Below are 24,021 nucleotides of genomic sequence, written 5' to 3'. Positions count from 1 at the left end.
AACGCTATAAGCCGCACGCGTCCACTACACAGTATCTGAAACAACACACCCAAACACACCTATAGATGTGTCGGTGGTTATAGCATCGGGGACACGCCCGGTCCCATTCCGAACCCGGAAGCTAAGCCCGACAGCGCTGATGGTACTGCACCCGGGAGGGTGTGGGAGAGTAAGTCACCGCCGACCTAAAACTACACAACACAGAGAGAAGGCACACCCCACCCGGTGCGCCTTCTCTCTTTTTTTAATGCCTTCCAAACTTATTATGTCATTAAGGCGTCATTAGTTTACAGAAGGCAACTGTAGTATCATGCGCTTAGGTATAGAAACATAACCGTCTCCGGCCCCTTCAGTGTGGCGCCAGAGATGGTTCCGAACCCTAAAGGAAGCCTATGTCCTCGCGCCTTAGCCGTCTTGCTGCACTCTGCGCAGCCGCCACCCTCGCAGTTGCCTCTATCCAGCCCGCTCATGCAGCGCCAACCACCCCGCCTGTTGATCTCGCTCAGGCTGGGGGAGTGAGCGTCGATACGCTCCTCGACCAGGCCCACACGCAATCAACCGAAGTCCAGCAGGCTCTGATGAAGCTGATGGAAAAGGCAGAACCAGCTGCTAACGGCAGCGGTTCCCCTGCAGCTGCTGAAACCAAAGCTGTCCAACGGGGAGATGTGAGCACGAAGTCGAAGTTCTTCTACCCGGCACCCGTGGTCGGATGCGGTGTGGGCGATCTGCCGGTCACCGGTGCGCTCGCAACAGTCCAGCCTGGTCCTAATTACGGGGCGGGGCCGGTGTTTGGCAAGGGTAATCTCTTGCAGCCCTACATCCCAGAGGGGCATGCCTATTTCCACATCTTCAGTGTGGACGATCGCCTTGCGCCCTCAGTGAAGGGTACAGATATGAAGGTGGTCTGGCTCAACCTCGCTACCTTTAAGGGCGGTATCGCGCCCTTGGACGAGAGCTTTTTGGGCCTGAACGTGCATGCTCAAACTTCCGCCCTCGTAGAGACCGGGCCCGGCCCGGTGATCGCTGCTATCGCCGGTAAGACTGCCTTTGGTGGCGATAGCTGCACGGTGCTACCGACTGTTGGCGCCACCACGGTGTCCTAAGTAGTCACAAGAGCAAACGCCCGAACACCACAGCGGTGTCCGGGCCTTTGCCGTTTCTTAGTCGGTAATCGCCTCGAGTGGGCGGGTCCGCGCGGCGGTGGCCGCGGGCCACAAGGCGGCGAGCACGCCGATAAATAGCGACCCCGCGAGCATGATGCCTACGGTGCCCCATGGGATCACAATGCTGGTCAGGCCCATGTCCTTCAGGTTCTCAAGGAAGGCGCAGCCCAACGATATCCCGACGATGGCGCCGAGTACAGCCCCGTACAGGGCGATCACAGCCGATTCGAGATAGATCATGATGCGCACTTGGCGACGGTGCATGCCGACGGCGCGCAACATACCGATCTCTTGGCGGCGTTCGATCACCGAGAGCGCAAGGGTATTCACGATGCCGAGAATCGCCACAATCACCGCTAGCGCCAGCAGTCCATACAGCACAGCGAGCATGCTGCTTACCTCAGCGGCGGCCTGTCCCTTCATCTCATCGGGATCCTTCACCGAGGTGACGAGATCGTGGTCCACTTCGTGCTCGATGGCGCGGCGTACCTCGGCTGGGCTGTACCCAGGTGCGGAGTGGACGTAGATGCCTTCGGGGACGAGCCCGGTGTCGTCGATAAGCTCCTCGGCGCTGCTGCGTGAGACTACCCCGGGGTAGAGGGTGGAGGAATCCACTAGAGCCTGCACGACAACCTCCACGGAGCGGTCTTGGCCGCGAAGGCGCACCTGGGCGGTGTCGCCCACCCCGACATGCGCGAGTCCTGCCGTGGCTTCGTCGAGGATCACGCCTGGGGCGTCGAGGTCAATCTTTCCCTCGACCACATCGAAGTGGACGCTGTCGAGCATAGAGTTATCCGCCACAGGGGAGGTAGGCGGCCCGAAGGAGTTGCTCAGGGGCATCTCGTTGACCAAAAACGGTCCCACGGAGATCACCGATACGTTCTCGACTTCCTTCAGGGCGCGCACCCGCTCGGCGGTGTCTCTCGGCATGCTCATCCCGGCTGCGCCCTCGGTGGTGAGCACAAAGTCAGCGGAAATGGAGTCATCCACGATGTCCTCGGTGGAGCGTTGCATGGAGGCGGCCAGCATGCCGATAGAGGAGACCATGATGAGCCCTAAGGTCAGGGCAAAGGCGGTGGCCGCGGTGCGGTGCGGACTGCGGCGCGAGTTGGTGGCGGCCAGCCGCCCCACGGTGCGGAAAGGGGCGCCGATGATGCGGCCCAGCCCGCCGACCAAGGGAATGGACAGCGCCGGCCCGGCAAGCCATAGTCCGAGCACAAGAGCGAGGGTGCCGGTGCCCACGAGGGTCATCGGCACTCTCATGGCGTCTGCGTCGATAACCACGGAGAGCACGCACAGGGAGGTGCCGATCAGTAGAGCGGCCGCGCCTGCAAGGGTGCGCCGCTTGAGGGAGGCCCGGGTGGGGGTGTGTGGCCGCATGGCTTGCACAGGGTGGATGGCCCCAGCACGTCGGGCCGGCGCCCAGGCGGAGAGCACGGTAACGACCACGCCCACGATGAGAGGCGCAATCACGGCCGTGGGCGTGAGAGAGACCCCAGCATCGGGTAGGCCCGCATCGGAGCGGTTGAGCAGCCACGTGATCGCGCGCACCAGCCCCACGCCGGCGAGCACGCCGAGTAGCGAGCCCACCACGCCCACCACCGCAGCTTCGGCCACGACGGAGCGGGTGATCTGAGTGCGTGAAGCACCTAGTGCCCGCAGCAGCGCATATTCGCGGTTGCGTTGAGCCACCAGCATGGCGAAGGTGTTAGAGATGATGAAGGTGCCCACGAGCAGGGCGATGCCGGCGAAGGCCCAGAGGAAATAGGTGACGAAGGAGAGCGCGGACTCGATGCGCTCATTGGCCTCATCCACCATATGTTGGCCGGTGTTGACCATGTAGTCGGGCATGGCGTCGGCAAGCTCGGCCTGGACACTATCCGCGCGGCTGGGGTCTGTGAGGGTGAGGGCGGCGAGCTGCACGTGCTCGCCATCGGTGAAGTGGGCGCGATAGTCCTGCTCCCGCATCGCGATGGAGAGCCAGCCTGCGTCGTCAGAGGGGGCTTCGTAAATGCCGGTGACTTCGGCGTCGAGGCGGGTGTCGGGCACGAGCACGGTCACATGGTCGCCGATGGAGATGCCGCCGCGCTCGGCGGCGTTGCGATTGATCGCGATCTGACCGTCGGAGTGGGGTCGCTCGCCTTCGACGATGTGACCTTGGCTGGGCAGATCCTCGCCGTGCAAGGTTTCTGGCGGCACAAGCGCGATGGCCTGGGTGGGCATCGCCCCGGTCTGGATGCGGGAGCCGGAGGGGTCGGTGAGGATCACGCTGGAGTCGCGTCCCTGAATTGATACGGCGCGCACGTCCTCACGGGCCCGTAGGGCGTCGACATCGTCGAAGGGGATGCCCTGGGGTGAGCGCTCGGTGCCGGTGGCCACCACGTCAATATCATCAAAGGCCGTGGTCAGCGCCGAGTTCATGGAGGAGGAGAGGGTGGCGGTGAACATGGAGGAGCCGGCCACGAAGGCGGTGCCGAGCACCACGGCGAGAACGGTGAGGAGCAGCCGTATCTTGTGTGCGGCCACCGAGCGCAAGGAGATGGTGCGCATCCGGGGCGGGGTGGGAATGGAGGTAGCCATTTATCGGCCCTCGATCCCGGCCATGATGGACATGATCTTTTCGGGTGTCGGTTCGGTGATGTCGTCTCGGATGCTGCCGTCGGCGAGGAAGATCACCCGGTCCGCATAGGCCGCTGCGGCTGGATCGTGGGTGACGATCACCACCGTCTGGTTGAGATCATCCACCGCAGTCCGCAGGATCGTGAGTACCTCAGTGGAGGAGTTGGAATCGAGATTTCCGGTGGGTTCATCGCCAAAGATGATCTCTGGGCGCGAGACGAGGGCGCGGGCCACCGCCACGCGCTGTTGCTGCCCGCCGGAGAGTTCGGAGGGTTGATGGTCGAGCCGCTTGGCCAGCCCGAGGCGCTCGGTGACCTCTGTGAACCAAGCCTCATCTACTTGGCGACCGGCGATTCCCACGGGCAGGGTGATGTTTTCCGCCGCGGAGAGCGTGGGCACCAAGTTGAAGGACTGGAAGACAAACCCCAGCCGGTCGCGCCGGAGATTCGTGATGGCGGCGTCGTTAAGCTGCGAGAGTTCGGTATCGCCGATGTAGGTTTCGCCGCTGGTGGGGGCGTCGAGTCCGGCCATGCAGTGCATGAGCGTGGATTTGCCGGAGCCGGAGGGGCCCATGATTGCGGTAAAGCGGCCCCGTTCAAATTCCACGTCAACATGGTCGAGCGCGACTACTTGGGCGCTGCCCTCACCATAGGATTTGTAGAGCTTGAGGGCGCGGGCCGCGGGGGTTGTATTCATTGAATCTCCTTGTAGTCTCATACGATCGTATTGTAGCGTGTCGACGCTTCTATTTTCATATTGGTATCAAAACAACGCCGCTGCCCAGTGAAGGGATCAGTGAAGCCAAGGTGGGTGGAACACAGCTGCAAAGGGGTGGAGTAGTTCTCGGCTGTGTCGGGATGAACATGCGGATAGAAAGGATCGCCGAGGATCGGCGCGCCGGCGTGGCACATGTGCAGGCGCAACTGATGGGTGCGGCCGGTGTGAGGATGAAGTGTGTAGCGGGCTAGTGGGGGCTGGGGGCCATAATCGCGCTCGAGGTGGTACTGCTCGAATGCCTGAAGCGGGGTCACGGCTGCCACCTCAGTGATGGCGTTGATGGCGGCGTCGGCCAGCTCAACCGCCTGAATCTCGCCAGGGGTTTTATGAATGTGCGAACGCCACAGCGTCTGTGGGGTGATCTCGGGGCGCAGCGGGGCGATGGCCTCATAGCGCTTGTCCACCGCCCGCTCGGCGAAAAGGCGCTGGTAGGCGCCGCGCACCTCGGGTCGGGTGGTGAACATCAAGATGCCGGAGGTGAGGCGATCGAGGCGGTGGGCCGGCACCAGATCCATGTTGCCGGTGGAGCGGCGCAGCCGCACGGTGGCGGTTTCGGTGATGTGGCGTCCGCGCGGCATCGTGGACATAAACGCCGGTTTGTGCACGACCAGCAGGTTCTCGTCATGGTGCAGGATGCGGCAGTCGAAAGGGATCGGCGTCTCTGGGGCGGGGGTGCGGTAGAACCACACATCGGCGCCCACGCTCACCAAGTCCTCGGGGGCGTAGGCGCGGCCGGTAGGGGAGACCACTTCGCCGCGGCGAAAGCGGGCGAGCACGGCCGCCTCATCATCCTCAGGGTGGCGGTGGCGCTGGCTGAGTACCACCTCGGTGAGGAACTCCAGGGCGCTGATCGGCCCGCCCGCGGTGTCCGGCAGCCGGACGCGGGAAGGGGAGAGGCCATCTTTCACAGGCAAGGGGGGTTCGCGGCGGCGCCGCCCAGAGGGGGAAGTCATCGTAGTGTTCAGCGTATCGAAAAAACCATGCGGTTACGTACGTGTCCACGTTGTTGACTAGCATGAATGGGACAGTGCCGCCGCGTTGTGCGCTGGCCGAGCCCACCCCACGCTGGATACGAAGCGGAAAGAAGATACTGTGGCGAAGTTCCTATATCACCTCGGCAAACTGTGCTTTCGGTTGAAGTGGATCGTGATTCTGCTGTGGGTGGGTATCTTGGCGGCCGTTGGCGTGAGCGCGGTGAGCTTCCAACAAGGCTTCGATGATGCCTTCTCGATTCCCGATATGCCCTCCAGCGAGGCGGGGCAGATGATGGCGAACAACTTTGAAGGCGGCGTCTCCCCCGGTTTCGCCACCGACGTGGACCTGGTTTTTCAAGCCCCACCAGGGGAGAAACTCGCGGATCCGAAGAATCACGAGGCCATCCAGAAAGTCATCGATTCCTTGCGCGCCGATCTTCCCGAGGCCGCCGAGGAACGCACCTTCGGCAACCCGGTAGATGTGAACCCCAAGCTCATTGACGGCGTGGTGGAGCAGTCCGTGGACAAGGGTCTGCCGCGCGAGCTGGCGGAAACCAACGCCTACTTCCTGCGGGTGCTCAGCGATGACGGCACCATTGGCACCACCCGTTTCGCCTTCGACGCTCCCGCGCCGGGAGATGTGAACCAAGATCAGCGCGATGCGGTGAACAAAGCCATCGAACTGGGCCGAGAGGCCGGCATCACCGTGGAGGCGGGCGGCCCAGGCTTTGCCGAGCCGATCGAGGTGCAGTCCAAGGCCGAGATGATCGGGCTGGGGGTGGCGTTAATCGTGCTGCTATTTACCTTCGGCTCCGTGGTGGCCGCCGGGATGCCGCTGATCACCGCCGTCATCGGGGTGGGCATCGGCGCCCTAGGAATTGTGCTGGGCACCGCCGTGGTGGATCTGAATAACATCACGCCGGTGCTGGCTCTCATGCTCGGTTTGGCCGTGGGCATCGACTATGCCCTGTTTATCCTGTCCCGCTACCGGGCCGAGTTAGAGGAAAAGGGCGAGGAACAGTCGCTGGAGGAATCCGCCGGTATGGCCCTCGGCACGGCCGGATCGGCGGTAGTGTTTGCGGGACTGACCGTGATCATCGCCTTGGCCGCGCTGACTATTGCGAAGATTCCTTTCCTTTCTTGGATGGGTATCGCCGCTGCGGGCACGGTGTTTGTGGCCGTGCTGATCGCCCTCACCTTCATCCCCGCGCTGCTCGGGGTGCTCAAAGGGCGGGTCTTTGGGCTCAAACTTCCTGGGCTGAGAAAGAAGAAGCGCAGCGAGGGCCCCTCCTATCAGCGCACCTCTGGGCTGGCATATCGCTACATCACTAAAGTGCAGCGCTATCCCGCCCTCGTGCTGGCGGCGGTGACCATTGGTTTGAGCGCGCTCAGCATTCCCGTGACCAATCTCGATCTGGCCCTGCCCTCGGACTCGGTGGCGGAGCGCGACACCACCCAGCGTAAGTCCGCCGACTTGCTGGCCGAGGGCTTCGGAGAGGGCAAAAACGCCCCCTTCCTCGTGGTGATGGATCTCAGCCACATGAACACCCAGGCGCCGGTGCTCGGCCCCTACCGGGCAGCCGCCCACGTGCCCGAGGATGCCAGTGTGGAGCAAGTTGCCCCGTTGACTTATCAGATGGCGGCGGAGAAGTTTAATGCCAATGCCGATGTAGCCCACGCTCAGGTAGTGCGGGTGAACGAGGCAGGTACCTCCGCCCAGATCTTGGTGACCCCACGGCTAGGCCCCACGGATCCGCTCACCACCGAGCTGCTGCACGCGCTGCGCTCCCAAGCGGAGGATCTGCGCCGCAGCCTCGGCATCGACATCGGCATCACTGGCCTGACCGCCGTGCAGCAAGACGTGACCACCAAGCTGGATCACGCCATGCCCATTTATCTATCCGTGGTGGTGGGGCTGGCCATCATCTTGCTGCTCATGGTGTTCCGTTCACTCATGGTGCCGCTTGTGGCCGGCCTCGGCTTCCTCTTAAGCGTGGGCGCCGCCTTCGGCACCACCATCCTGTTCTGGCAGCAAGGTCTGTGGGGCATTGTGGACACCCCAGGTCCCATCATTTCCTTCATGCCGATCTTCCTTATCGGCGTCACCTTCGGTCTGGCCATGGACTATCAGGTCTTCCTCGTTACCCGCATGCGCGAGCGCTATATCTCCCTGCGTAAACACCCCGAGGACAACACCACCGGATTCAGCGTGGTGGATGCCTCCACCGTTCAGGGCTTCCTGCTGGGCTCACGGGTGGTCACCGCCGCCGCGCTGATCATGATGGCGGTGTTCTTCGCCAACATCACTCAGCCGCTGCCCTTTGTGAAGATCTTCGGTTTCGCCCTCGGCGTCGCCGTGCTTGTCGACGCCTTCCTCATCCGCATGGCCCTCGTCCCCGCCACGATGTTCCTTTTGGGTAGGGCCACCTGGTGGATGCCGCGCTGGCTCGATCGGATCCTGCCCTCGCTGGATGTGGAAGGATCCAGCCTAGAAAAAGAGATGGAATCGGCGGCGAGTGAGCGTCGATAAGCATGAAAAGAGAAACCGCCATGAACTACTTTGACATCACCAGTCGCCTCGAGGGCCAGCACGGTCGCGCCGGGGTGATTCACACCCCGCACGGCGATATTGCCACGCCCGCGTTCATCCCCGTGGCTACCAAAGCCACCGTGAAGACACTGACCCCAGAGCAGATCCGGCTCAGCGGGGCGCAGGCCATCCTCTCCAACGCTTACCACCTCTATCTGCAGCCCGGGCCCGACATCGTGGACGAGGCCGGGGGCGTGGCCGCCTTCGAAAACTGGCACGGCCCCACCTACACCGACTCCGGCGGATTCCAGGTAATGAGCCTCGGCGTGGGCTTTAAGAAGGTCTTGGCCATGGATACCTCCGGGCTGAACGCTGAGGATATCCGTGCCCGCAAGAAGGATCGCATGGCGCTGGTGGATGAGGACGGCGTGGATTTCCGCTCCGTTATCGACGGCTCCAAGCATCGCTTCACCCCTGAGGTGTCCATGCAGATCCAGCACCAGCTGGGCGCGGACATCATGTTCGCCTTCGACGAGCTCACCACCCTCATCGATACCCGCGACTACCAGGAACAATCGGTGGCACGCACCCACCGCTGGGCCAAGCGCTGCCTGCTCGAACACGAGCGGCTATCTGAGGAGCGCAGCCACCGGCCCGAGCAATCCCTGTGGGGGGTAGTGCAAGGCGCCCAATACGAGGACCTGCGGCGCCAGGCCGCCCGAGGGTTGGTGCAGCTGTCGGATGAGCAGGAGGCCGCCGGCCAGCGCGGCTTCGGTGGCTACGGCATCGGCGGGGCCCTGGAGAAAGAGAACCTCGGCACCATTGTGGGCTGGGTGTGCGATGAGCTACCGGAGGATCGACCCCGCCACCTGCTCGGAATCTCCGAGCCTGACGATATTTTCACCGCCGTGGAGGCCGGGGCCGATACCTTCGACTGTGTGGCGCCGACCCGCCTGGGCCGCCGCGGCGGGGTCTACACCCTCGATGGACGAATGAATCTTGCCGCCGCCCGCTTCAAGCGCGACTTCAGCGGCATCGATGAGGAGCTCGGCGGCTATGTGAGCGAGAACTACTCCCGCGCCTATATCCACCATCTGCTCAAGGCCAAGGAATTCCTCGCCGGCACCCTATGCACCATGCACAATCTGTACTTCATGGTGGGGCTCGTGGACCGCATCCGGGCGGCGCTCAACGGCGGCTACTACTACGAGTTCCGCGAGGAGTTCATGGGGCGCTACTACGCCTCGAAGCGCTAGGAGCTGCGGGCGGAGAAATCCTGGGTGGCGGTGGCGGCGATCATGTCCTGCCGGGCGCGTGCCACCCGGGAGCGGATGGTGCCCACGCGGCAGCCGGCGATCTTGGCCGCCTCCTCGTAGGTGTAGCCCAGCACCTGGGTGAGAATGAGGGCCTCGCGGCGATCGGGGGAAAGTTTGTCCATGACCATGCGGGCGTCGATCCACTCGGACCACGCGGCCGGGGTGGTGGAGCGGGGGACATCGTCGATCTCGGTGATGGATTTGCGGGGGCGGGCCATATCGTGGCGCACGCTATCGACCCACACGCGGCGCGCGAGCGACAACAGCCAGGTATGGGCGCTGGACTTGGCGGCAAACTTAGGCAGCGCTTTCATCACCCGCAGATAGGTTTCTTGGGTGAGGTCATCGGCATGGTCGCGCCCCGCTAGGTGGGCGAGTAGCCGCCACACATCCGCCTGGGTGGCTTGGATGAACTCGGTGAGGGCGGCCTTGTTGCCGCGCCCAGCGGCGAGTGCGAGTTCGGTGACGTGCTCGTCATCGCGCTCGTTCTGCCCTGCGCCGGCGGGTGGTCTCATACCTGATGATCCTAGCAAAGCGTGCCGCGAACTAAGGCTTGCCTTCAGTAATGCCTATCGGTTGGACGACAATTAATTGGAATTTCAGATACAATGGGTATAGTTATGAGGCAGCGGGCATCAATTAGACGATGCCTATTAAAAAATCCTTTGAGGAGGACCCATGGCTGAACAGCACAATCCCGATCTTGATGCCATTGTCAACGGCGGCGCCCGTACCCCCGGCGGCGAGCAGACCACTCGCCTCAACGGCGCCAATGTGATCAGCGAAAACCACTCGGTTACCCAGGGCCGTCAGGGGAGCGTCGATATGCGCGACGTGCACCTCTTTGAGAAGCTCGCCCACTTCAACCGCGAGCGCGTGCCCGAGCGTGTGGTGCACGCCAAGGGCTCTGGCGCCTTCGGTGAGCTGCACATTACCGAGGACATCTCCCGTTACACCTGTGCCGACCTCTTCCAGCCCGGGCGTGTGACCCCGATGCTGGCGCGCTTTTCCACTGTCGCTGGCGAGCAGGGCTCCCCGGACGGCTGGCGCGACGTGCGCGGCTTTGCCCTGAAGTTCTACACCCAAGAGGGCAACTACGACTTGGTGGGCAACAACACCCCGGTCTTCTTCATTCGCGATGGGATGAAGTTCCCCGACTTCATCCGCTCCCAGAAGCGCCTGCCGGACACTGGCCTGCGCGATGCGGATATGCAGTGGGACTTCTGGACCCGCACGCCCGAGTCCGCCCACCAGGTGGCTTATCTCATGGGTGACCGCGGTATTCCCACCAACTTCCGTCACATGGATGGCTTCGGCTCCCACACGTACCAGTGGGTCAACGAGGACGGCGAGCGCTTCTGGGTGAAGTACCACTTCAAGACCCAGCAGGGCTGGGACTATTGGACCGATGCCGAGGCTGAGGCTGCCGTGGGTGCTAACACCGATACCTCCCGCGAGGATCTGTTCAAGGCCATCGAGCGCGGCGACTACCCGCGCTGGGACGTCAAGGTGCAGATCATGCCTCTGGACGAGGCCGAGAACTACCGCTGGAACCCCTTCGACCTCACCAAGGTGTGGTCTCAGAAGGACTACCCGCTCATCGATGTCGGATACTTCGAGCTCAACCGCAACCCGAAGAACTTCTTCGCCCAGATCGAGCAGGCTTCCTTCGAGCCCAGCAACGTGGTGCGCGGCATTGGCTTCAGCCCGGACAAGATGCTCATCGCCCGCAGCTTCGCCTATGCCGACGCTGTGCGCTACCGCGTAGGCGCCAACGCCCACCAGCTGCCCGTGAACCGGCCGCTGAACCAGGTGAACACCTACGCCAAGGATGGCGCCATGGCCTATGAGTTCAACGATCCCTCGGATGCCGTCTACTCCCCGAATGCCTACGCCAAGGGTGCCGGCGAGGGTGACGATAAGGAGACCTCCGGCTCCGGCGTGACCGTGGGCGTGGCTGGAGACCTCGGACTGTGGGATGACACCCACGGCACCGACTTCACCCGAGGCGCCTATGTGCAGCACCCCGAGGATGATGACTTTGTCCAGCCCGGCATCCTCTACCGCGAGGTGCTGGACGACGCCGCCCGCGAGCGCATGGCCGGCAATATCGCCCGCGCCATGGCTGGTGTGAGCGCCCAAGTAGAGCAGCAGGTCTACGACTACTGGGCCAAGGTTGATCCCAACCTCTCCCAGCGCGTCAAGGAGCTCTTCACCCAGAGCTAAACCTGACTGATTCACCCGCCCCTGTGCGTCAGGGGCGGGTTTTTCTGTGCGTGAGGGGCGGCTGGTCTGCGCGTGGGGTAAATGGTGTTCACTATCGCACAAACACTGGGAATGTGACTAGGGACTCACTAGGGTGTGGTGTAGAGCACCTTCGAGCAAAGGAGAGTCCCATGAAGACCATCAATCACTACGTCGGAGGCCGCGAGTGGGAGGGCAGCTCCACCGCCACCCAGGACGTGATGAACCCCTCCACCGGCACCGTCCAAGCGCAGGTGCGGCTGGCAAGCGCCGCCGATGTGCACGAAGCCATCGACAACGCCCGCGCCGCCCAGCCCGAATGGGCGCAGCTTAATCCCCAAAAGCGCATGCGTGTGCTCATGGCGTGGATTCAGCTCATCAATGAGCACATGGACGAGTTGGCCACAGCGCTATCGCTCGAACACGGCAAAACCTTCGAAGACGCCAAGGGCGATGTGCAGCGTGGCCTGGAAGTAGTGGAGGTATCCCTCGGCGCCCCGCACTTCCTCAAGGGCGAGTTCTCCGACTCCGTCGGCACCGGGGTGGATACCTACTCCATGCGCCAGCCCCTCGGCGTGGTCGCCGGGATCACCCCCTTCAACTTCCCCGCCATGATCCCGCTGTGGAAGGCCGGCCCGGCCTTGGCCGCCGGCAACGCCTTCATTCTCAAACCCTCCGAGCGTGACCCCTCCGTGCCGCTGATGCTGGCGAAACTCTTCACCGAGGCCGGTGGGCCGGACGGGGTACTCAATGTGGTGCATGGCGACAAGGAATCCGTGGATGCCCTCTTGGACTCCGAGGTGATCCAAGCCATCGGTTTCGTCGGCTCCACCCCGATCGCCCAGCACATCTACACTCGCTGCGCCGAGACGGGCAAGCGCGCGCAATGCTTCGGCGGCGCCAAGAACCACATGCTCATCCTGCCCGACGCCAACCTCGACGAGGTGGCCGATGCCCTGGTGGGCGCCGCCTATGGCTCGGCCGGAGAACGCTGCATGGCTATCTCCGTGGCGGTGCCCGTGGGCGAGGAGACAGCCACCGCCCTGCGCGAGAAGCTCGTCGAGCGCATCGATGGGCTGAAGGTGGGCCACTGCCTCGACCCAGAAGCCGACTACGGCCCGCTCGTCGCCGCCTCCGCCGTGGAGCGTGTGCGCTCCTATATTGACGCCGGCGTGGAGGCCGGCGCGGAGCTGGTGGTGGACGGCCGCGAGCGCGGCGCCACCGACAGTAGCTTCAAGGGCGAGGACCTCAGCGGCGGCTACTATCTCGCGCCCACCCTCTTCGACCACGTCACCACAGACATGTCGATCTATACCGACGAGATCTTCGGGCCCGTACTCACTATCGTGCGCGCCGACAGCATCGACGAAGCCCTGCGCCTGCCCACCGAGCACGCCTATGGCAACGGAGTGTCCATTTTCACCCGCAACGGCGGCGCTGCCCGTGACTTCGCCCACCGCGTCCACGTGGGCATGGTGGGTATCAACGTGCCCATTCCGGTGCCGATCGCCTACCACACCTTCGGCGGCTGGAAGGCGTCCGGCTTCGGCGACCTGAACCAGCACGGCCCCGATGCCTTCCGCTTCTACACCAAGACCAAGACCGTCACCTCCCGCTGGGTGCGGGACGACGCCGAGCTCACCCCCCACTCCGGCTCCCACTTCGTGATGCCGGTGGTGGACTAAAGAAAGGACCGAGCAATGACCACCATCGCTTTTATCGGCCTCGGCAACATGGGCGGGCCCATGGCCAGCAACCTCATCGCAGCCGGCTACACCGTCACCGGCTTCGACGTGATGGAACCAGCCATCGCCGCCGCCCGCGAGGCCGGAGTAGATATCCGTGACTCCGCCGCTGCCGCCGCCCGCGACGCCAGCATTGTGATCACCATGCTCCCCAACGGTGCGCTTGTCGACGCCACCCTCCAGGAGATCATCGCCGAGCACCCCGGCAGCGCCCTCTTCATCGATTCCTCCACCATCGGCGTGGACGAGGCCACCCGCAACGCGGCCACCGCCGCTGAGGCTGGGCACAGCTACATCGATGCCCCCGTCTCCGGCGGAGTCGTCGGCGCCCAAGCTGGGCAGCTGGCCTTCATGGTCGGCGGCGAAGAGCAGGCCGTGGAGCAGGCCCGCCCCGTGCTGGAGGTCTTGGGCAAGTCCCTTACCCACTGCGGCGGCCCCGGCGCCGGCGCGGCCGCCAAGCTGTGCAACAACATGATCCTCGGCGTTCAACAGATCGCTATCGCCGAAGGCATGGTCCTCGGAGAGCGCCTCGGCCTCAGCCCAGAAGCTTTCTTCGAGGTAGTGTCCAACTCCACCGGCAGCTGCTGGGCGCTCACCACCAACTGCCCCGAGCCGGGTGTAGTGGCCAGTGCCCCCTCGAACAAGGATTTCGCCGCCGGCTTCTCCACTAACCTCATCTGCAAGGACCTTGGGCTGGCGATCGAGTCCGCCGCGCACACCGGCACCGACACCCAACTCGGCCGGCACGCCCTAGAACTGTTCACCCAGCTGCAGGAGGCAGGGGAGGGGGCGCGAGACTTTTCCGTAGTGATCAACCAGGTGCGCGCTGCGCAGTAGTTAGCGCGGCTGCGGGTGGCCGTCGATAAGCGACTGCAGCTCGGTGGCATAAAACGCCACCAGCTGCTCCCGCGGGAAAGAGCTAAACTCCACATCCCCGCAGCGACGCATCATCGACAAGCCCGTGAGCAGCGACATCGCCGCCTGGGCGCGCAACCTCGGCGCGGGATAGGGGTGCGGGGCCTCCTGGGCGATCCGGCTGGTGAGCACCCGCAAAATATCGCTCTGGATGCGCTCGCCGATCGCCTGCACCGACGCCTGAGAACCATCCGCCACCGTGAGAGCCCGCACGATCGAATAAGGAGCAGCCCACGGGGCAGTCAACGTCTCCTCGATTGCCGTGGCGCCCAGCCGCTCAAACGGGCCCGCGAACAGCGCCCGCGCCGACTCCGAAAAATCCAGAGTGGCCGCGAACAGGTTCTCCTTGGTGTGGAAATGCTTCACGATCAACGCCGGAGACACCTCCGCCACCCGGGCGATCTCCTTCAACGACACCGCAGCAAAGGAACTCTCCGCAAACATCTCCCGGGCCACCGCCACAATGCGGGTGCGGGCATCCGGGTGGGGGTGCGCCGAATCAGTGGTCATGTCCCGCATTATAATTTCACCGGCCCGCGCCGGTGCCCAGAAAGGCAGAAAATGGTACTCGGGCTCACCGGAATTTTTCTCTCCCTAGCCGTGCTTCTCGTGCTCGCCTACCGCGGGCACTCCGTGGTCATCGTCGCCCCCATCGCGGCGCTGCTTGCGGCACTACTGTCCGGGGCGCCACTACTGGCCACCTACACCCAGATCTTCATGCCGGCGCTCGGCGGATTCATCATCAGCTTCTTCCCGCTCTTCCTCAGCGGCGCCATCTTCGGCCGGCTCATGACCAGCTCTGGGCTGGCGGCCGATCTCGCTCGCGGTATCTCGGCACTCTTCGGGGCGCGGCGCGCGATCCTGTCCACCGTGCTCGCCACCGCCCTGCTCACCTATGGCGGAGTGAGCGCCTGGGTGGTGGCCTTCACCATCGTGCCCATCGCCACCCCGCTGTTCCGCCACGCCGGGATCCCCAAAAGACTCATGCCGGCGGCACTCGCGCTTGGCACCATCACCTTCGCCATCGCCGCCCTGCCCGGCAGCCCCCAAGTGCACAATGTGATTCCCACCCGCTACTTCGGCACCACCGGCTACGCCGCACCCGTGGTGGGGCTCATCGGCTCCGCGGCGATGTTCGCACTCGGGATGCTGTGGCTGAACCGCCGCGCCCGGGCACTCATCCGCGCCGGGGAACCCTTCGGTGGGGAAGACGAGAGCGACACTACTGTTTCGAGCACCGGCAACGTTGCCCTACGCGGTCTGCGGGGACTGCTGCCCATCGCAGTAGTGATCATCATGAACTTCCTCTTCGTGTACGTGCTCAGCGAGGCGATGGATTTCTCCTACCTGGCGACGGAGAAGTACGGCTCCACTACTGTCGACGCCGTCCGCGGAGTGTGGAGCGTCGTAGTCGCGCTCGCCACCGGCATCCTGCTCATCATGGCGATGCGCTTCCGCCAAGCCTCCGAGCTGGTGGCAGACCTCTCCGAGGGCGCCAAAAACGCGATCCTGCCGGCGCTGACCACCGCCTCCGAGGTGGGATACGGCGCGGTGGTGGCCTCGCTCGCCGTCTTCGCTGTGCTTCGCGACGCCATCTTCGACTTTGCCCACAACGCCATCCTGGTCGGCACCTCCTCGGTGGCCGTGATCTCCGGGATCACCGGCTCTTCCTCCGGCGGGCTGTCCATCACCCTCGAAGCCTTCGGCGCCGACCTCGCGGACCTGGCCGCCCAGCAACACATCGACCCCGAACTACTGCACCGGCTCATGGCCATGGCCTCAGTGTCTTTCGACTCTCTGCCACACAACGGGGCGGTGCTCACCATGCTGCTCGTCTGCGGGATGACGCACCGGCAATCCTATAAGGACATAGCAGTAGTCTCCGTGGCGATTCCCATCGTGGTGCTTAGCGCAATTCTCGGCGTCGTGCTACTTGCCAGCTAGAAGTTGTGCATGGAAAAAAGGGTTGTGCACAGGGGAGCGTCGATAAGCGCGCGAGGCGATGACAGCGCCGGCAGAGTGCGCCACGATGTGAGCCATGACCACCACACTGCAGCGCGCCCGCGCCGATCTCGCCGCCGCCCTCGAGGCCGCCGAGGCGGCACTGTATAGCGCCAGCGACGCCGACATCGCAGCGCAGTGGGACGAGGTGGTCGCGCTCGACGCCCTCATGGGCATCAAAGCGCACATCGACGTGTTACTCGCGCACCGGCTCGCCAACGGCCTCTCCAGCATGGTCGCCGGCACCACAAAAGCCGTGCGGGTACTCGAAGAAGAACTTGGCTGGTCCCGCAGCCGCGCCACCACCGTCTCCACCCAAGCGCACCGACTCTACGGCCCGCTCGTCAACGACAACGACGACAACAGCGAAGCCCAGCAACTGCGCCACGCCAGCGAACGTCTCATGCGGCAATCCCTGCTCTCCGCAGAAACCCGCACCCTCATTGAAACCAAACTCGCCAAACTCAAAACCGACAACGCCCTCATCCGCGAAACCCTCCGCAACCAGCTCATCACCTACGCCGCCAGCCACAACCACGCCGACGTGCGCGCCGCCGCCATCGAACGCGTCCGCACGATCAACGCCCGGCTCGGCGCCAACCCCGCCCGCGGCCGCACTAAACGCTTCTTCCGCATCACCCGCGCCGACGAAGACGGCATCTGCTCCATCAACGCCAAACTCCCCGCCGCCGCCATCGCAGACTTCAAAGCCCAACTCGACGCCGAACTCCGCAAGCCCCGCCCCAGCGGCGACACCCGCACCTTCGACCAACGCAGCGCCGACGCCGCCTGCACCGTCATGGGCCGCGGCGACACCAGCCGCAGCAGCGCCATGGTCTTCAGCTTCTCCGCCAAAGACTTCGACCGCGACGACCTCATCGCCGCCGGCTACAGCCTGCCCACCAACACCGGCATCAACCTCACCCTCGACCAACTCGAAGAACTCGCCGCCAACAAATACGGCTTCTACGTCATCCACGACCCCAGCACCGGCATGGCGCTCCGCGTCGGCCGCATGGCCCGCACCGCCACCTTCGCCCAAAGACTCGCCCTCTTCGCCACCGAAGGCGTATGCTCCCACCCCGGCTGCTCCACACCCCTCTCCCGCTGCGACATCCACCACATCACAGCCTGGGAATACGGCGGCACCACCGACATAGACAACCTCACCGCCCGATGCCGCACCCACCACACCGACAACGACGACACCCAACGCAACCCCCGCAAACACCACGCCCGACGTGACCCACACACAGGCATCGTCGGCACCGCCCGGGGCACCCCCAACCCCACCGTCACCATCAACAACGGCTACGCCGCCTCCCGCGCCGCCGGCAGACGCATACGCAACCAACCCTGGCCACCCGGCTGCGAACCACCCGCCGACTAACCCACCCACGCACCCAGCCCCACCGCGCACCAGCCGCGGCGGGGCCACACGTGCGTGCCGAGGACCGTGAGGGGCTGAGAGGCTGGTAGAACTACTGAACCCCCAAGGATGTGGAACCTTGGGGGTTGGGGCAGGGTGGCACTACTGTTCAGCTGCCTGCTGCGGGTCGGCTTCGGGGGCCGGGGTTTCCTCGGGCTGCCGCCCAGCAGCGGGGCTGTCGGGCGTGCCAGTAGTGTCGGCCGCCTGCTTCTCAGCTGCTGTGAGCTCCGCCCGTTCGTGGGCGAGGCGCACCCGGTCATCAACGGATACGCCGTAGATGGCGCGGGCGAGGTAGAAGCTGGAGACGCTCACTACTGCTAGGAGGAACGCGATCGAGATGATGGCGCGCACCAGGTTGTTGGGGTCAATGCCTTTGGTGGAGAAGTCGTGCACCAGGTTGGCGATGATCAGCAACGGTAGTGCTACTCCGGTGAGCGGGCTCAGCAAGTTGACGCGGGTGAGCGCATCTTTGGCTTCCCAGATGGAGCGGACGGTAACCATGGCGAGAAACGAGGCCAGGAGTACGAGGGCTCCGACGATGATGTCGCTGATGGGCATGGCTACCTCCTGCCTTTCGAGAGGATGCGGGCGAGAGAAACAGTAGTGAGTGCGCCCATGATCGACGCCAGGATGGCTATCTCGTAGGAGATGGACACGGGATGCGTGAGGGTCCAGACGAGGTAGATGCCGAGCATGCAGTAGAACACCATGTCGGCCAGTAGTGCGCGGGTGCCGGCATCTTGGGAGCGGATGGCCAGCGATAGCGCGATGGTGAGCGAGATGGTGAAGGCGGCGATGCCGAGGTAGCAGATGATGTCAAGAACGCTCATTTCTTGTCTCCTTTCTGCTGTTGTTGCCGTTTGGCGGCCTCGATGCGGGCTTGTTTGATGCGTGCGACGCGCTGTTGTTCTTTGCTTTTGGCGCTGTCTTCGTCGAGCTCCGCGAGGGGGAAGTCGATGTCGTTGCGGTAGCCGTCGCCGACGTTTCCGGCGTACATCCAGGGGCTGTAGGTGATGGGGTGTGCTGCGACGCGGGGCGCGAGTTTTTCCTCCATGTGTGCGAGGTCAGCGATCACGCCGGCGGGGTCGGATCCGTAGACGGCCTGCACGAGCAGGATGTGGCCGGATTCGGATTCGGCGCCATCGATGGCGTCGACGGGCCTGAATCCCACGGAGAGGGTGCCGGGGGTCATGGTGATGGAGGTGGAAAAGAAGGTGCGTTCCCATTCACCGGTGACGCGCACGGGGTAGTTGACGATGATCGGGTCTTGCGTGTTGTTGATGCGGACCGTGTCGATTGCGACTTTGCTTGCCGACGCAATCACTTGGCCAATCAACCAGAGGGTGTAGCTAATCCAGTGCATTGTTGTCCTATCCTGCCGCCCCGGCGACGACGCCGACGGCCTGGGCCTGATCGAAGTTGTCTAGGACTGCCTGCTGGTAGCTGCTCACGTCCAGTAGCCCCTCGCTGGCGGTGAGCACCACATCAAACATGGTGCCGGCGAAGATGAACATGGCGAAGGACAGCAGGATCATGGCGGCGGCCGGCGCAATGATCGGTTTGGCGATCACATAGTCGGCGGGGAATTCAGAGGTCTGCATGGGCTTGCCCCAGAACACCTTGCGCCAGACGCGCAGCATGCTCAGTAGTGCACCCATGGAAGCCACAATGATGGTGGCGATCACGATCCACGAGGCAGTAGTGGCAGGGCGCGCCACCTCGGCCATGATGAACAGCTTGCCCCACAGGCCCGATAGCGGCGGGAAGCCGACGATGGAGAAGGAGCCTGCGGCGAAGATGGCGGCGACTAGCGGGTCGCGTCGCATAAGCCCAGATAGCCGGATGAGTCGGCCGGTGCCGTAAGTCTCTTCGATCGCGCCGGAGGTGAGGGTCAGTGCCCCGATGGTGATCATGTGGTGCAGGGCGTAGAGCATGCCGGCGGCGAGGGCGCGCTGCGGGTCGAGGCTGGTGAAGGCGAGCATCACCAGGATGAAGGGCATGCCGTTGACCATTTGGTAGGCGAGTACGCGGCGGATGGTGTGTTCGGCCAGGCCGGCGAAACCGCCGACGAGCATGGAGGCCACCATCACCACGATGATGAGGGTGTTCCAGCGGTCGTCGAGGTCGAAGATCACGGTGTAGATACGGAAGATCATGTACACCGCCACCTTGGTGTGCAGGCCGGAGAACAGGGCCATCACTGCGGCCGAGGATCCGGGGTAGGTGCGCGGCAGCCAGGTGTGTAGGGGGAACACGCCGGCTTTGATGGCGAGCGCGATCATCACGATGCCGAGGGCCACGGTGATGGGGCCGCGCTCTGTGCCGGCCCCGGCGAGGGCGGCGATGTTCACCGAGCCGGCGACTCCGTAGAGGATGCCGACGCCGATGAGCAGTAGTGTCGAGGCGGTTAGGTTCACCAGCACGAATAGCCTGCCGGATGCCATGCGCGACCACGTGCCGGTCATGGCGAGCAGCCCGTAGGAGGGCAGCAGCATGACTTCCATGAACACGAAGAAGTTGAAGAGATCGCCGGTCAGTAGTGCGCCGTTGATGCCGGTTTGCAGCATCAGGGTGAGCGCGGGGTAGAACCGGGCGCGGGTCTCGCCAACAGTAGTGGCGAACCAGTTCGCCGCCAGGGCCACGATGGCAGTAGTGACGATCATGACCGCCGAGAAGGAGTCGGCCACGAAGGGGATGGCGACGCCGCCCACGTATTTACCCACGTTGTGGGCGATGGTGCCGTGTTCGGCGGTGTAGCTGAATAGCCACAGCCCGGCGACGATGGTTGCCGCGGGCACGATGAGGTGCAGGGCGTCGCGGGCGATTTTGTTGGGCAGTAGTGTCGCGATGCCCGCGATCAGTAGTGGGATCGCAACAAACAGCGGAAGAACAATGTCCATTAGTCGTTTTCCTCCGCATCCTTCAGGTGCCGCTCATAGCGTTGCTTGAGCTTTTCGGAGCGGCGGGGTGACTGGTTGGTGCGGACTTTGCGGCCGGCGGTGTTCCACGCGGCGGGCGCTTCGGGGTCGGTGGGGTTGCGGGTGTCGTCGTCGAGGCCGAGGGCTGCGAGCGCCAGCATGAAGGTGACGGTGGCCATGGTGATCACGATGGCTGTGAGCACGAAGGCTTGGGGCAGCGGGTCGGCCATGTCGGCGACGTCGGTGCGGTCGCCGAATACTTCGCCCCGGTAGGCGGGTACGCCGGCTACCAGGATGATGATGTTGGCGGCGTGGCTGATGAGCGACATGCCGAGCACGATGCGCATCATGCCGCGTTGCATCACGAGGTACACACCGCCTGCCACGAGGACCGCGATGGTCAGTGCCATGATCATTGCTGGTGCACCTTCTTTCCTTCGTGCTTTTCGACGTCCATCTGGTGGTGGAAGTCCGGGTCGGTCAGTTCCGCCTCGGGGTCTTCGTCGAAGCTGACATCGGGCAGGGGCGATTCGTCGTCGCGGACGAAGGCGAGATCGCCGGGGTAGGCACCGGGGCGCAGGCGGCCGCCGAGGGCGTTGATGCCCATGGTGATCATGCCGAGCACCGCCAGGTAGATGCCCATGTCGAAGATGAGGGAGGTGGTCAGGTGGATGTCACCGATGTGTCCGTGGATGGCGTAGAGGAAGGAGCCCTGTGCCAGGCCTAAGAAGCCTGGGGTGAGCGCCAGGATGATGCCGAAACCGATGAGCAGGAACGGGGTGTTGGGTTTGACGATCCGCTCGTCGGCGGGCTTCGCCAGGTAGCCGAGGGCGATGGCCCCGCCGGCCACGAGTGCTGCCACGAATCCTCCGCCCGGGTCCTCGTGTCCACGCAGGAAGATCAGCACGGACAGAACCATGAGGATGGGGACTACTACCTTGAACACGTGCCGCAGCGGGGTGGCGTTGAGCTCCTCGAAGCCGAAGCGCGGCGGCTTGGTGCCGGGGAGGAAGCTGTGCTTGGGCACCGAGTAGACCACCGAGTAGATCACGACACCCGCCATGCCGAGCACGGACAGCTCGCCCAGGGTATCGAGTGCACGGAATTCCACGAGGATCACGGCGACGATGTTGGTGCCGCCGGAAATATCGGGGGCGTTGTCGATGTACCACTGCGCGATCTCCGAGCGGCCGCCGTTGCGGGCCAGCAGGTTGTACACGCCGAGGAAGGTGACCACGCCGGTGACAATGGCCAGCACGGCCGCCCAGTAGCGTCGACGGTCGGAGGTCTTGTGGAAGTAGCGCGGCTGCAGGCGCACCACGAGCATCATCATCACGGTGATGAGGATCTCCACGGTGAACTGGGTGAGCGCCACGTCGGGCGCGCCCAAGATCAGCACCTGCAGGGTCACGCCCACGCCGGCGGTGCCCACGAGCACTACTGCGTGGAGGCGGGACTTGGCCCGGATAAGGCCGCTGACAGACATGACCACGATCAGTAGTGGCACCAAATCCAGCAGCGCATCGGTGCCCTCCACCCGTGGCGGCATGCTTACTCCGTCGACTCCGCCGGTGAAGACACTCACCACGATGCCGAGGATGCACAGCACCACCAGCGGCGGGGCTAGGTGACGAGAGGGCGAGAAGGAGTCCGCCATGCGGCCCACGGCCTTGCCCCAGCCGGCGGCCGAGGCCATGAGCACCTCGAGGGCGTCGTTGCCGGTGAAGGGTGCGAAGGTGTACTGGCCGATCGCCTTGAATAGTGGCTTGCGGTAGATGATGGTGAGCAGGCCGGCGGCCAGCACTCCCATGGAGATCAGGAAGGGGGTGTTCACCCCGTGCCACAGCGCCAGGTGCAGGTGCGGCTCAGCAGCCACCGAGCCGACGGCGGCGTCGATGGGCTTATCCAGTGTGCCCAGCACAAACACGATCGGAAGAGACATCAGGCCGGGCAGGGCGGCGGGAAGCCAGAGCGAGATGGGTGCTTCGTGGACATCATCCACCGAGCGCTCGCCGTCGATAAAAGCCCCGAACAAGAAGCGCGCCGAGTAGGAGAAGGTGAACCATGCGCCCACAGCTGCCGCGATCAGTAGTGCGCTCACGCCGGTGGAGGTCAGGGGAGCCTCGGTGAAGGCTTCCAGCATGCCCTCCTTGGACACGAAGCCGAACAGCGGCGGCACCGCGGCCATCGACATCAGGCCGATGGTGGCGGAGGCGAAGGTGAAGGGCATCTTCTTGTACAGCGGGCCCAGTCGGCGCATGTCGCGGGAGCCGGCCTCGTGATCGATCACGCCGATGAGCATGAACAGGCTGGACTTGAATAGTCCGTGCGCCAAGGTGTGCACCAGCGCGGCCGCGAGCGCAAAGGGGGTGCCCACGCCGATGGTGGCCACGATCCAGCCCAAGTGGGAGACGGTGGAGTAGGCGGTGAGCTTCTTCAAGTCGGTCTTCTGAATGGCGAAGAACGCGGCCATGACTGCGGTCGTCATACCCACAGAAATCAGCAGCACGTTCCATGTGTGGTTGTCCGCGAACACGGCGGAGAAACGCATGAGCACATAGATGCCGGCTTTCACCACGGCGGCGGCGTGCAGGAACGCCGAGACGGGGGTGGCGGCGGCCATCGCCTCGGGCAGCCAGAAGTGGAAGGGCAGCTGGGCGGATTTAGTGAAGGCAGAGACCGCGATCAATACCGCCAAAACAGTAGTGAGCCCCGGATCGGCCGACCAGAAATCGGAGGCGAGGATCTCGGAGATGGAGGTGGTGCCGGTCTTGCCCACCATGATCGCCACGGCGGTCAGTAGTGTCAGGCCGCCGGTGAAGGTGAGGATCAGGGTGCGGATCGCGCCCATCTGGCCGCTGGATCCCTTGGCGCGGCCGATGAGCATGAAGCTGGCCATGCTCACGAGCTCCCAGGCGATGAACAGCACCACGATGTCGTCGGTGAGTACCAGCAGCAGGATGGAGAAGGTGAACGCGGACATGAGCCAGTAGAAGCTCAGGTTGCGATCATCGTTGTGCAGATAAGCGGCCGAATATATAAAGACCACTCCGCCGATCACAAGCGCCAACAAAGCAAAGAAGGTGCTGAGAGGATCCGCGACGAAATTCAGGTTTACATCTACGCCTGTAGCGGCGAAGTCGCTGATCCACGTCATGGAGAATGTGGGCGAATCGCCATCAATGATGTCCGGTAGCTGGGAGGCCAGCACACCCGCTGCTGTGAGAAACAGCAGTGCGAGCGGCCAACCTGCACGCCGGTCACCCAAGCGAACTGCTAGTGGAGCGAGCACCACAGTGGCTGCCACCAACAGCAAAACGGTCGATAGGGTCATAGAAAGTTCCACACTTGGAGTCCGGGGAAAAATTGCCGCATTCTACGTTACCAGCT

General features: G+C 63.9%; 19 protein-coding genes and 1 rRNA gene. 9 read left to right on the top strand and 11 right to left on the bottom strand.

Features of this window, described 5'->3' with window-relative positions:
* The first annotated feature begins 69 nt into the window (after positions 1-69).
* Positions 70-186: ribosomal RNA gene (rrf, locus tag CCICO_RS11035) — 5S ribosomal RNA — on the top strand.
* A gap of 206 nt (positions 187-392) precedes the next feature.
* A complete protein-coding gene (locus CCICO_RS11030) occupies positions 393-1,103 on the top strand; it encodes a hypothetical protein (protein WP_018019625.1) in 711 nt (236 codons plus the stop codon).
* A gap of 57 nt (positions 1,104-1,160) precedes the next feature.
* Here CCICO_RS11030 and CCICO_RS11025 read toward each other — a convergent pair whose 3' ends face one another.
* The 3 genes from CCICO_RS11025 to CCICO_RS11015 are packed head-to-tail and all read right to left on the bottom strand — an operon-like array spanning position 1,161 to position 5,512.
* A complete protein-coding gene (locus CCICO_RS11025; protein ID WP_018019624.1) occupies positions 1,161-3,743 on the bottom strand; it encodes an ABC transporter permease in 2,583 nt (860 codons plus the stop codon).
* Positions 3,744-4,478 carry an ABC transporter ATP-binding protein gene (locus tag CCICO_RS11020; protein ID WP_018019623.1) on the bottom strand — a complete coding sequence of 245 codons (735 nt, stop codon included), beginning with the start codon at positions 4,476-4,478 and terminating at the stop codon, positions 3,744-3,746.
* 17 nt (positions 4,479-4,495) lie between these two features.
* Complete coding sequence (locus CCICO_RS11015) at positions 4,496-5,512, bottom strand: pseudouridine synthase (RefSeq protein WP_018019622.1); 1,017 nt, start codon at positions 5,510-5,512, stop codon at positions 4,496-4,498.
* Between the two features lie 139 nt (positions 5,513-5,651).
* On the opposite strand from CCICO_RS11015, the gene CCICO_RS11010 reads away from it, so the two are divergent.
* The gene (locus tag CCICO_RS11010) at positions 5,652-8,063 is read left to right on the top strand and encodes an MMPL family transporter (protein WP_018019621.1); all 2,412 of its coding nucleotides are present in this window, start codon (positions 5,652-5,654) and stop codon (positions 8,061-8,063) included.
* 20 nt (positions 8,064-8,083) lie between these two features.
* On the top strand, positions 8,084-9,319 hold the full coding sequence (gene tgt, locus CCICO_RS11005; RefSeq protein WP_018019620.1) for a tRNA guanosine(34) transglycosylase Tgt: 1,236 nt from the start codon (positions 8,084-8,086) through the stop codon (positions 9,317-9,319).
* Here tgt and CCICO_RS11000 read toward each other — a convergent pair.
* A complete protein-coding gene (locus CCICO_RS11000) occupies positions 9,316-9,894 on the bottom strand; it encodes an RNA polymerase sigma factor (RefSeq protein ID WP_018019619.1) in 579 nt (192 codons plus the stop codon). The genes tgt and CCICO_RS11000 overlap by 4 nt on opposite strands.
* 163 nt (positions 9,895-10,057) lie before the next feature.
* Between CCICO_RS11000 and CCICO_RS10995 the strand changes: the two genes are divergently transcribed.
* The 3 genes from CCICO_RS10995 to mmsB all read left to right on the top strand — a co-directional run bounded on the left by CCICO_RS10995 (position 10,058) and on the right by mmsB (position 14,205).
* Positions 10,058-11,605: a catalase gene (locus tag CCICO_RS10995; protein ID WP_018019618.1), complete on the top strand. Its 1,548-nt coding sequence runs from the start codon at positions 10,058-10,060 to the stop codon at positions 11,603-11,605.
* A gap of 170 nt (positions 11,606-11,775) precedes the next feature.
* Positions 11,776-13,308, top strand: coding sequence for a CoA-acylating methylmalonate-semialdehyde dehydrogenase (locus tag CCICO_RS10990; RefSeq protein WP_018019617.1), 1,533 nt, complete (start codon positions 11,776-11,778; stop codon positions 13,306-13,308).
* Positions 13,309-13,323: 15 nt separating this feature from the next.
* Entirely contained in the window at positions 13,324-14,205 is an 882-nt protein-coding gene (mmsB, locus tag CCICO_RS10985; RefSeq protein WP_018019616.1) for a 3-hydroxyisobutyrate dehydrogenase, read from the top strand.
* Here the strand turns inward: mmsB and CCICO_RS10980 are convergent, their stop codons facing one another.
* A complete protein-coding gene (locus tag CCICO_RS10980; protein ID WP_018019615.1) occupies positions 14,206-14,793 on the bottom strand; it encodes a TetR/AcrR family transcriptional regulator in 588 nt (195 codons plus the stop codon).
* Positions 14,794-14,844: 51 nt separating this feature from the next.
* On the opposite strand from CCICO_RS10980, the gene CCICO_RS10975 reads away from it, so the two are divergent.
* Both CCICO_RS10975 and CCICO_RS10970 read left to right on the top strand, forming a co-directional pair.
* Complete coding sequence (locus CCICO_RS10975; protein WP_018019614.1) at positions 14,845-16,227, top strand: GntP family permease; 1,383 nt, start codon at positions 14,845-14,847, stop codon at positions 16,225-16,227.
* Between the two features lie 94 nt (positions 16,228-16,321).
* Positions 16,322-17,674: an HNH endonuclease signature motif containing protein gene (locus CCICO_RS10970; RefSeq protein ID WP_018019613.1), complete on the top strand. Its 1,353-nt coding sequence runs from the start codon at positions 16,322-16,324 to the stop codon at positions 17,672-17,674.
* A gap of 141 nt (positions 17,675-17,815) precedes the next feature.
* On the opposite strand, the gene CCICO_RS10965 is transcribed toward CCICO_RS10970, so the two are convergent.
* The 6 genes from CCICO_RS10965 to CCICO_RS10940 are packed head-to-tail and all read right to left on the bottom strand — an operon-like array spanning position 17,816 to position 23,965.
* Entirely contained in the window at positions 17,816-18,271 is a 456-nt protein-coding gene (locus CCICO_RS10965; protein WP_018019612.1) for a Na+/H+ antiporter subunit G, read from the bottom strand.
* 2 nt (positions 18,272-18,273) lie between these two features.
* Positions 18,274-18,543 (bottom strand): hypothetical protein, encoded by a 270-nt coding sequence (locus CCICO_RS10960; protein WP_018019611.1) that lies wholly within the window; start codon positions 18,541-18,543, stop codon positions 18,274-18,276.
* A complete protein-coding gene (locus tag CCICO_RS10955) occupies positions 18,540-19,076 on the bottom strand; it encodes a monovalent cation/H+ antiporter subunit E (RefSeq protein ID WP_018019610.1) in 537 nt (178 codons plus the stop codon). Before CCICO_RS10955 ends, CCICO_RS10960 begins: the two co-directional genes overlap by 4 nt.
* Positions 19,077-19,083: 7 nt before the next feature.
* The gene (locus CCICO_RS10950; protein WP_018019609.1) at positions 19,084-20,613 is read right to left on the bottom strand and encodes a monovalent cation/H+ antiporter subunit D family protein; all 1,530 of its coding nucleotides are present in this window, start codon (positions 20,611-20,613) and stop codon (positions 19,084-19,086) included.
* Positions 20,613-21,047 (bottom strand): sodium:proton antiporter, encoded by a 435-nt coding sequence (locus tag CCICO_RS10945; RefSeq protein ID WP_018019608.1) that lies wholly within the window; start codon positions 21,045-21,047, stop codon positions 20,613-20,615. Before CCICO_RS10945 ends, CCICO_RS10950 begins: the two co-directional genes overlap by 1 nt.
* Positions 21,044-23,965 (bottom strand): DUF4040 family protein, encoded by a 2,922-nt coding sequence (locus tag CCICO_RS10940; RefSeq protein ID WP_018019607.1) that lies wholly within the window; start codon positions 23,963-23,965, stop codon positions 21,044-21,046. Before CCICO_RS10940 ends, CCICO_RS10945 begins: the two co-directional genes overlap by 4 nt.
* Positions 23,966-24,021 lie beyond the last annotated feature (56 nt).

This window comes from Corynebacterium ciconiae DSM 44920, from assembly GCF_030440575.1.
GTDB classification, from domain to species: Bacteria; Actinomycetota; Actinomycetes; order Mycobacteriales; family Mycobacteriaceae; genus Corynebacterium; species Corynebacterium ciconiae.
This window is presented reverse-complemented; position numbering and strand designations above follow the sequence as displayed.

Excerpts from the sequence above, each read along its gene's own strand:
- CCICO_RS10980 (WP_018019615.1), bottom strand. The coding sequence starts at position 14,793 with ATGACCACTGATTCGGCGCACCCCCACCCGGATGCCCGCACCCGCATT.
- CCICO_RS11000 (WP_018019619.1), bottom strand. The coding sequence starts at position 9,894 with ATGAGACCACCCGCCGGCGCAGGGCAGAACGAGCGCGATGACGAGCAC.
- mmsB (WP_018019616.1), top strand. The coding sequence starts at position 13,324 with ATGACCACCATCGCTTTTATCGGCCTCGGCAACATGGGCGGGCCCATG.
- CCICO_RS10975 (WP_018019614.1), top strand. The coding sequence starts at position 14,845 with ATGGTACTCGGGCTCACCGGAATTTTTCTCTCCCTAGCCGTGCTTCTC.
- CCICO_RS10960 (WP_018019611.1), bottom strand. The coding sequence starts at position 18,543 with ATGAGCGTTCTTGACATCATCTGCTACCTCGGCATCGCCGCCTTCACC.
- CCICO_RS10970 (WP_018019613.1), top strand. The coding sequence starts at position 16,322 with ATGACCACCACACTGCAGCGCGCCCGCGCCGATCTCGCCGCCGCCCTC.
- CCICO_RS10965 (WP_018019612.1), bottom strand. The coding sequence starts at position 18,271 with ATGCCCATCAGCGACATCATCGTCGGAGCCCTCGTACTCCTGGCCTCG.
- CCICO_RS10945 (WP_018019608.1), bottom strand. The coding sequence starts at position 21,047 with ATGATCATGGCACTGACCATCGCGGTCCTCGTGGCAGGCGGTGTGTAC.
- CCICO_RS10940 (WP_018019607.1), bottom strand. The coding sequence starts at position 23,965 with ATGACCCTATCGACCGTTTTGCTGTTGGTGGCAGCCACTGTGGTGCTC.
- tgt (WP_018019620.1), top strand. The coding sequence starts at position 8,084 with ATGAACTACTTTGACATCACCAGTCGCCTCGAGGGCCAGCACGGTCGC.
- CCICO_RS11020 (WP_018019623.1), bottom strand. The coding sequence starts at position 4,478 with ATGAATACAACCCCCGCGGCCCGCGCCCTCAAGCTCTACAAATCCTAT.
- CCICO_RS11030 (WP_018019625.1), top strand. The coding sequence starts at position 393 with ATGTCCTCGCGCCTTAGCCGTCTTGCTGCACTCTGCGCAGCCGCCACC.
- CCICO_RS10995 (WP_018019618.1), top strand. The coding sequence starts at position 10,058 with ATGGCTGAACAGCACAATCCCGATCTTGATGCCATTGTCAACGGCGGC.
- CCICO_RS10955 (WP_018019610.1), bottom strand. The coding sequence starts at position 19,076 with ATGCACTGGATTAGCTACACCCTCTGGTTGATTGGCCAAGTGATTGCG.
- CCICO_RS11025 (WP_018019624.1), bottom strand. The coding sequence starts at position 3,743 with ATGGCTACCTCCATTCCCACCCCGCCCCGGATGCGCACCATCTCCTTG.
- CCICO_RS11015 (WP_018019622.1), bottom strand. The coding sequence starts at position 5,512 with ATGACTTCCCCCTCTGGGCGGCGCCGCCGCGAACCCCCCTTGCCTGTG.
- CCICO_RS10990 (WP_018019617.1), top strand. The coding sequence starts at position 11,776 with ATGAAGACCATCAATCACTACGTCGGAGGCCGCGAGTGGGAGGGCAGC.
- CCICO_RS10950 (WP_018019609.1), bottom strand. The coding sequence starts at position 20,613 with ATGGACATTGTTCTTCCGCTGTTTGTTGCGATCCCACTACTGATCGCG.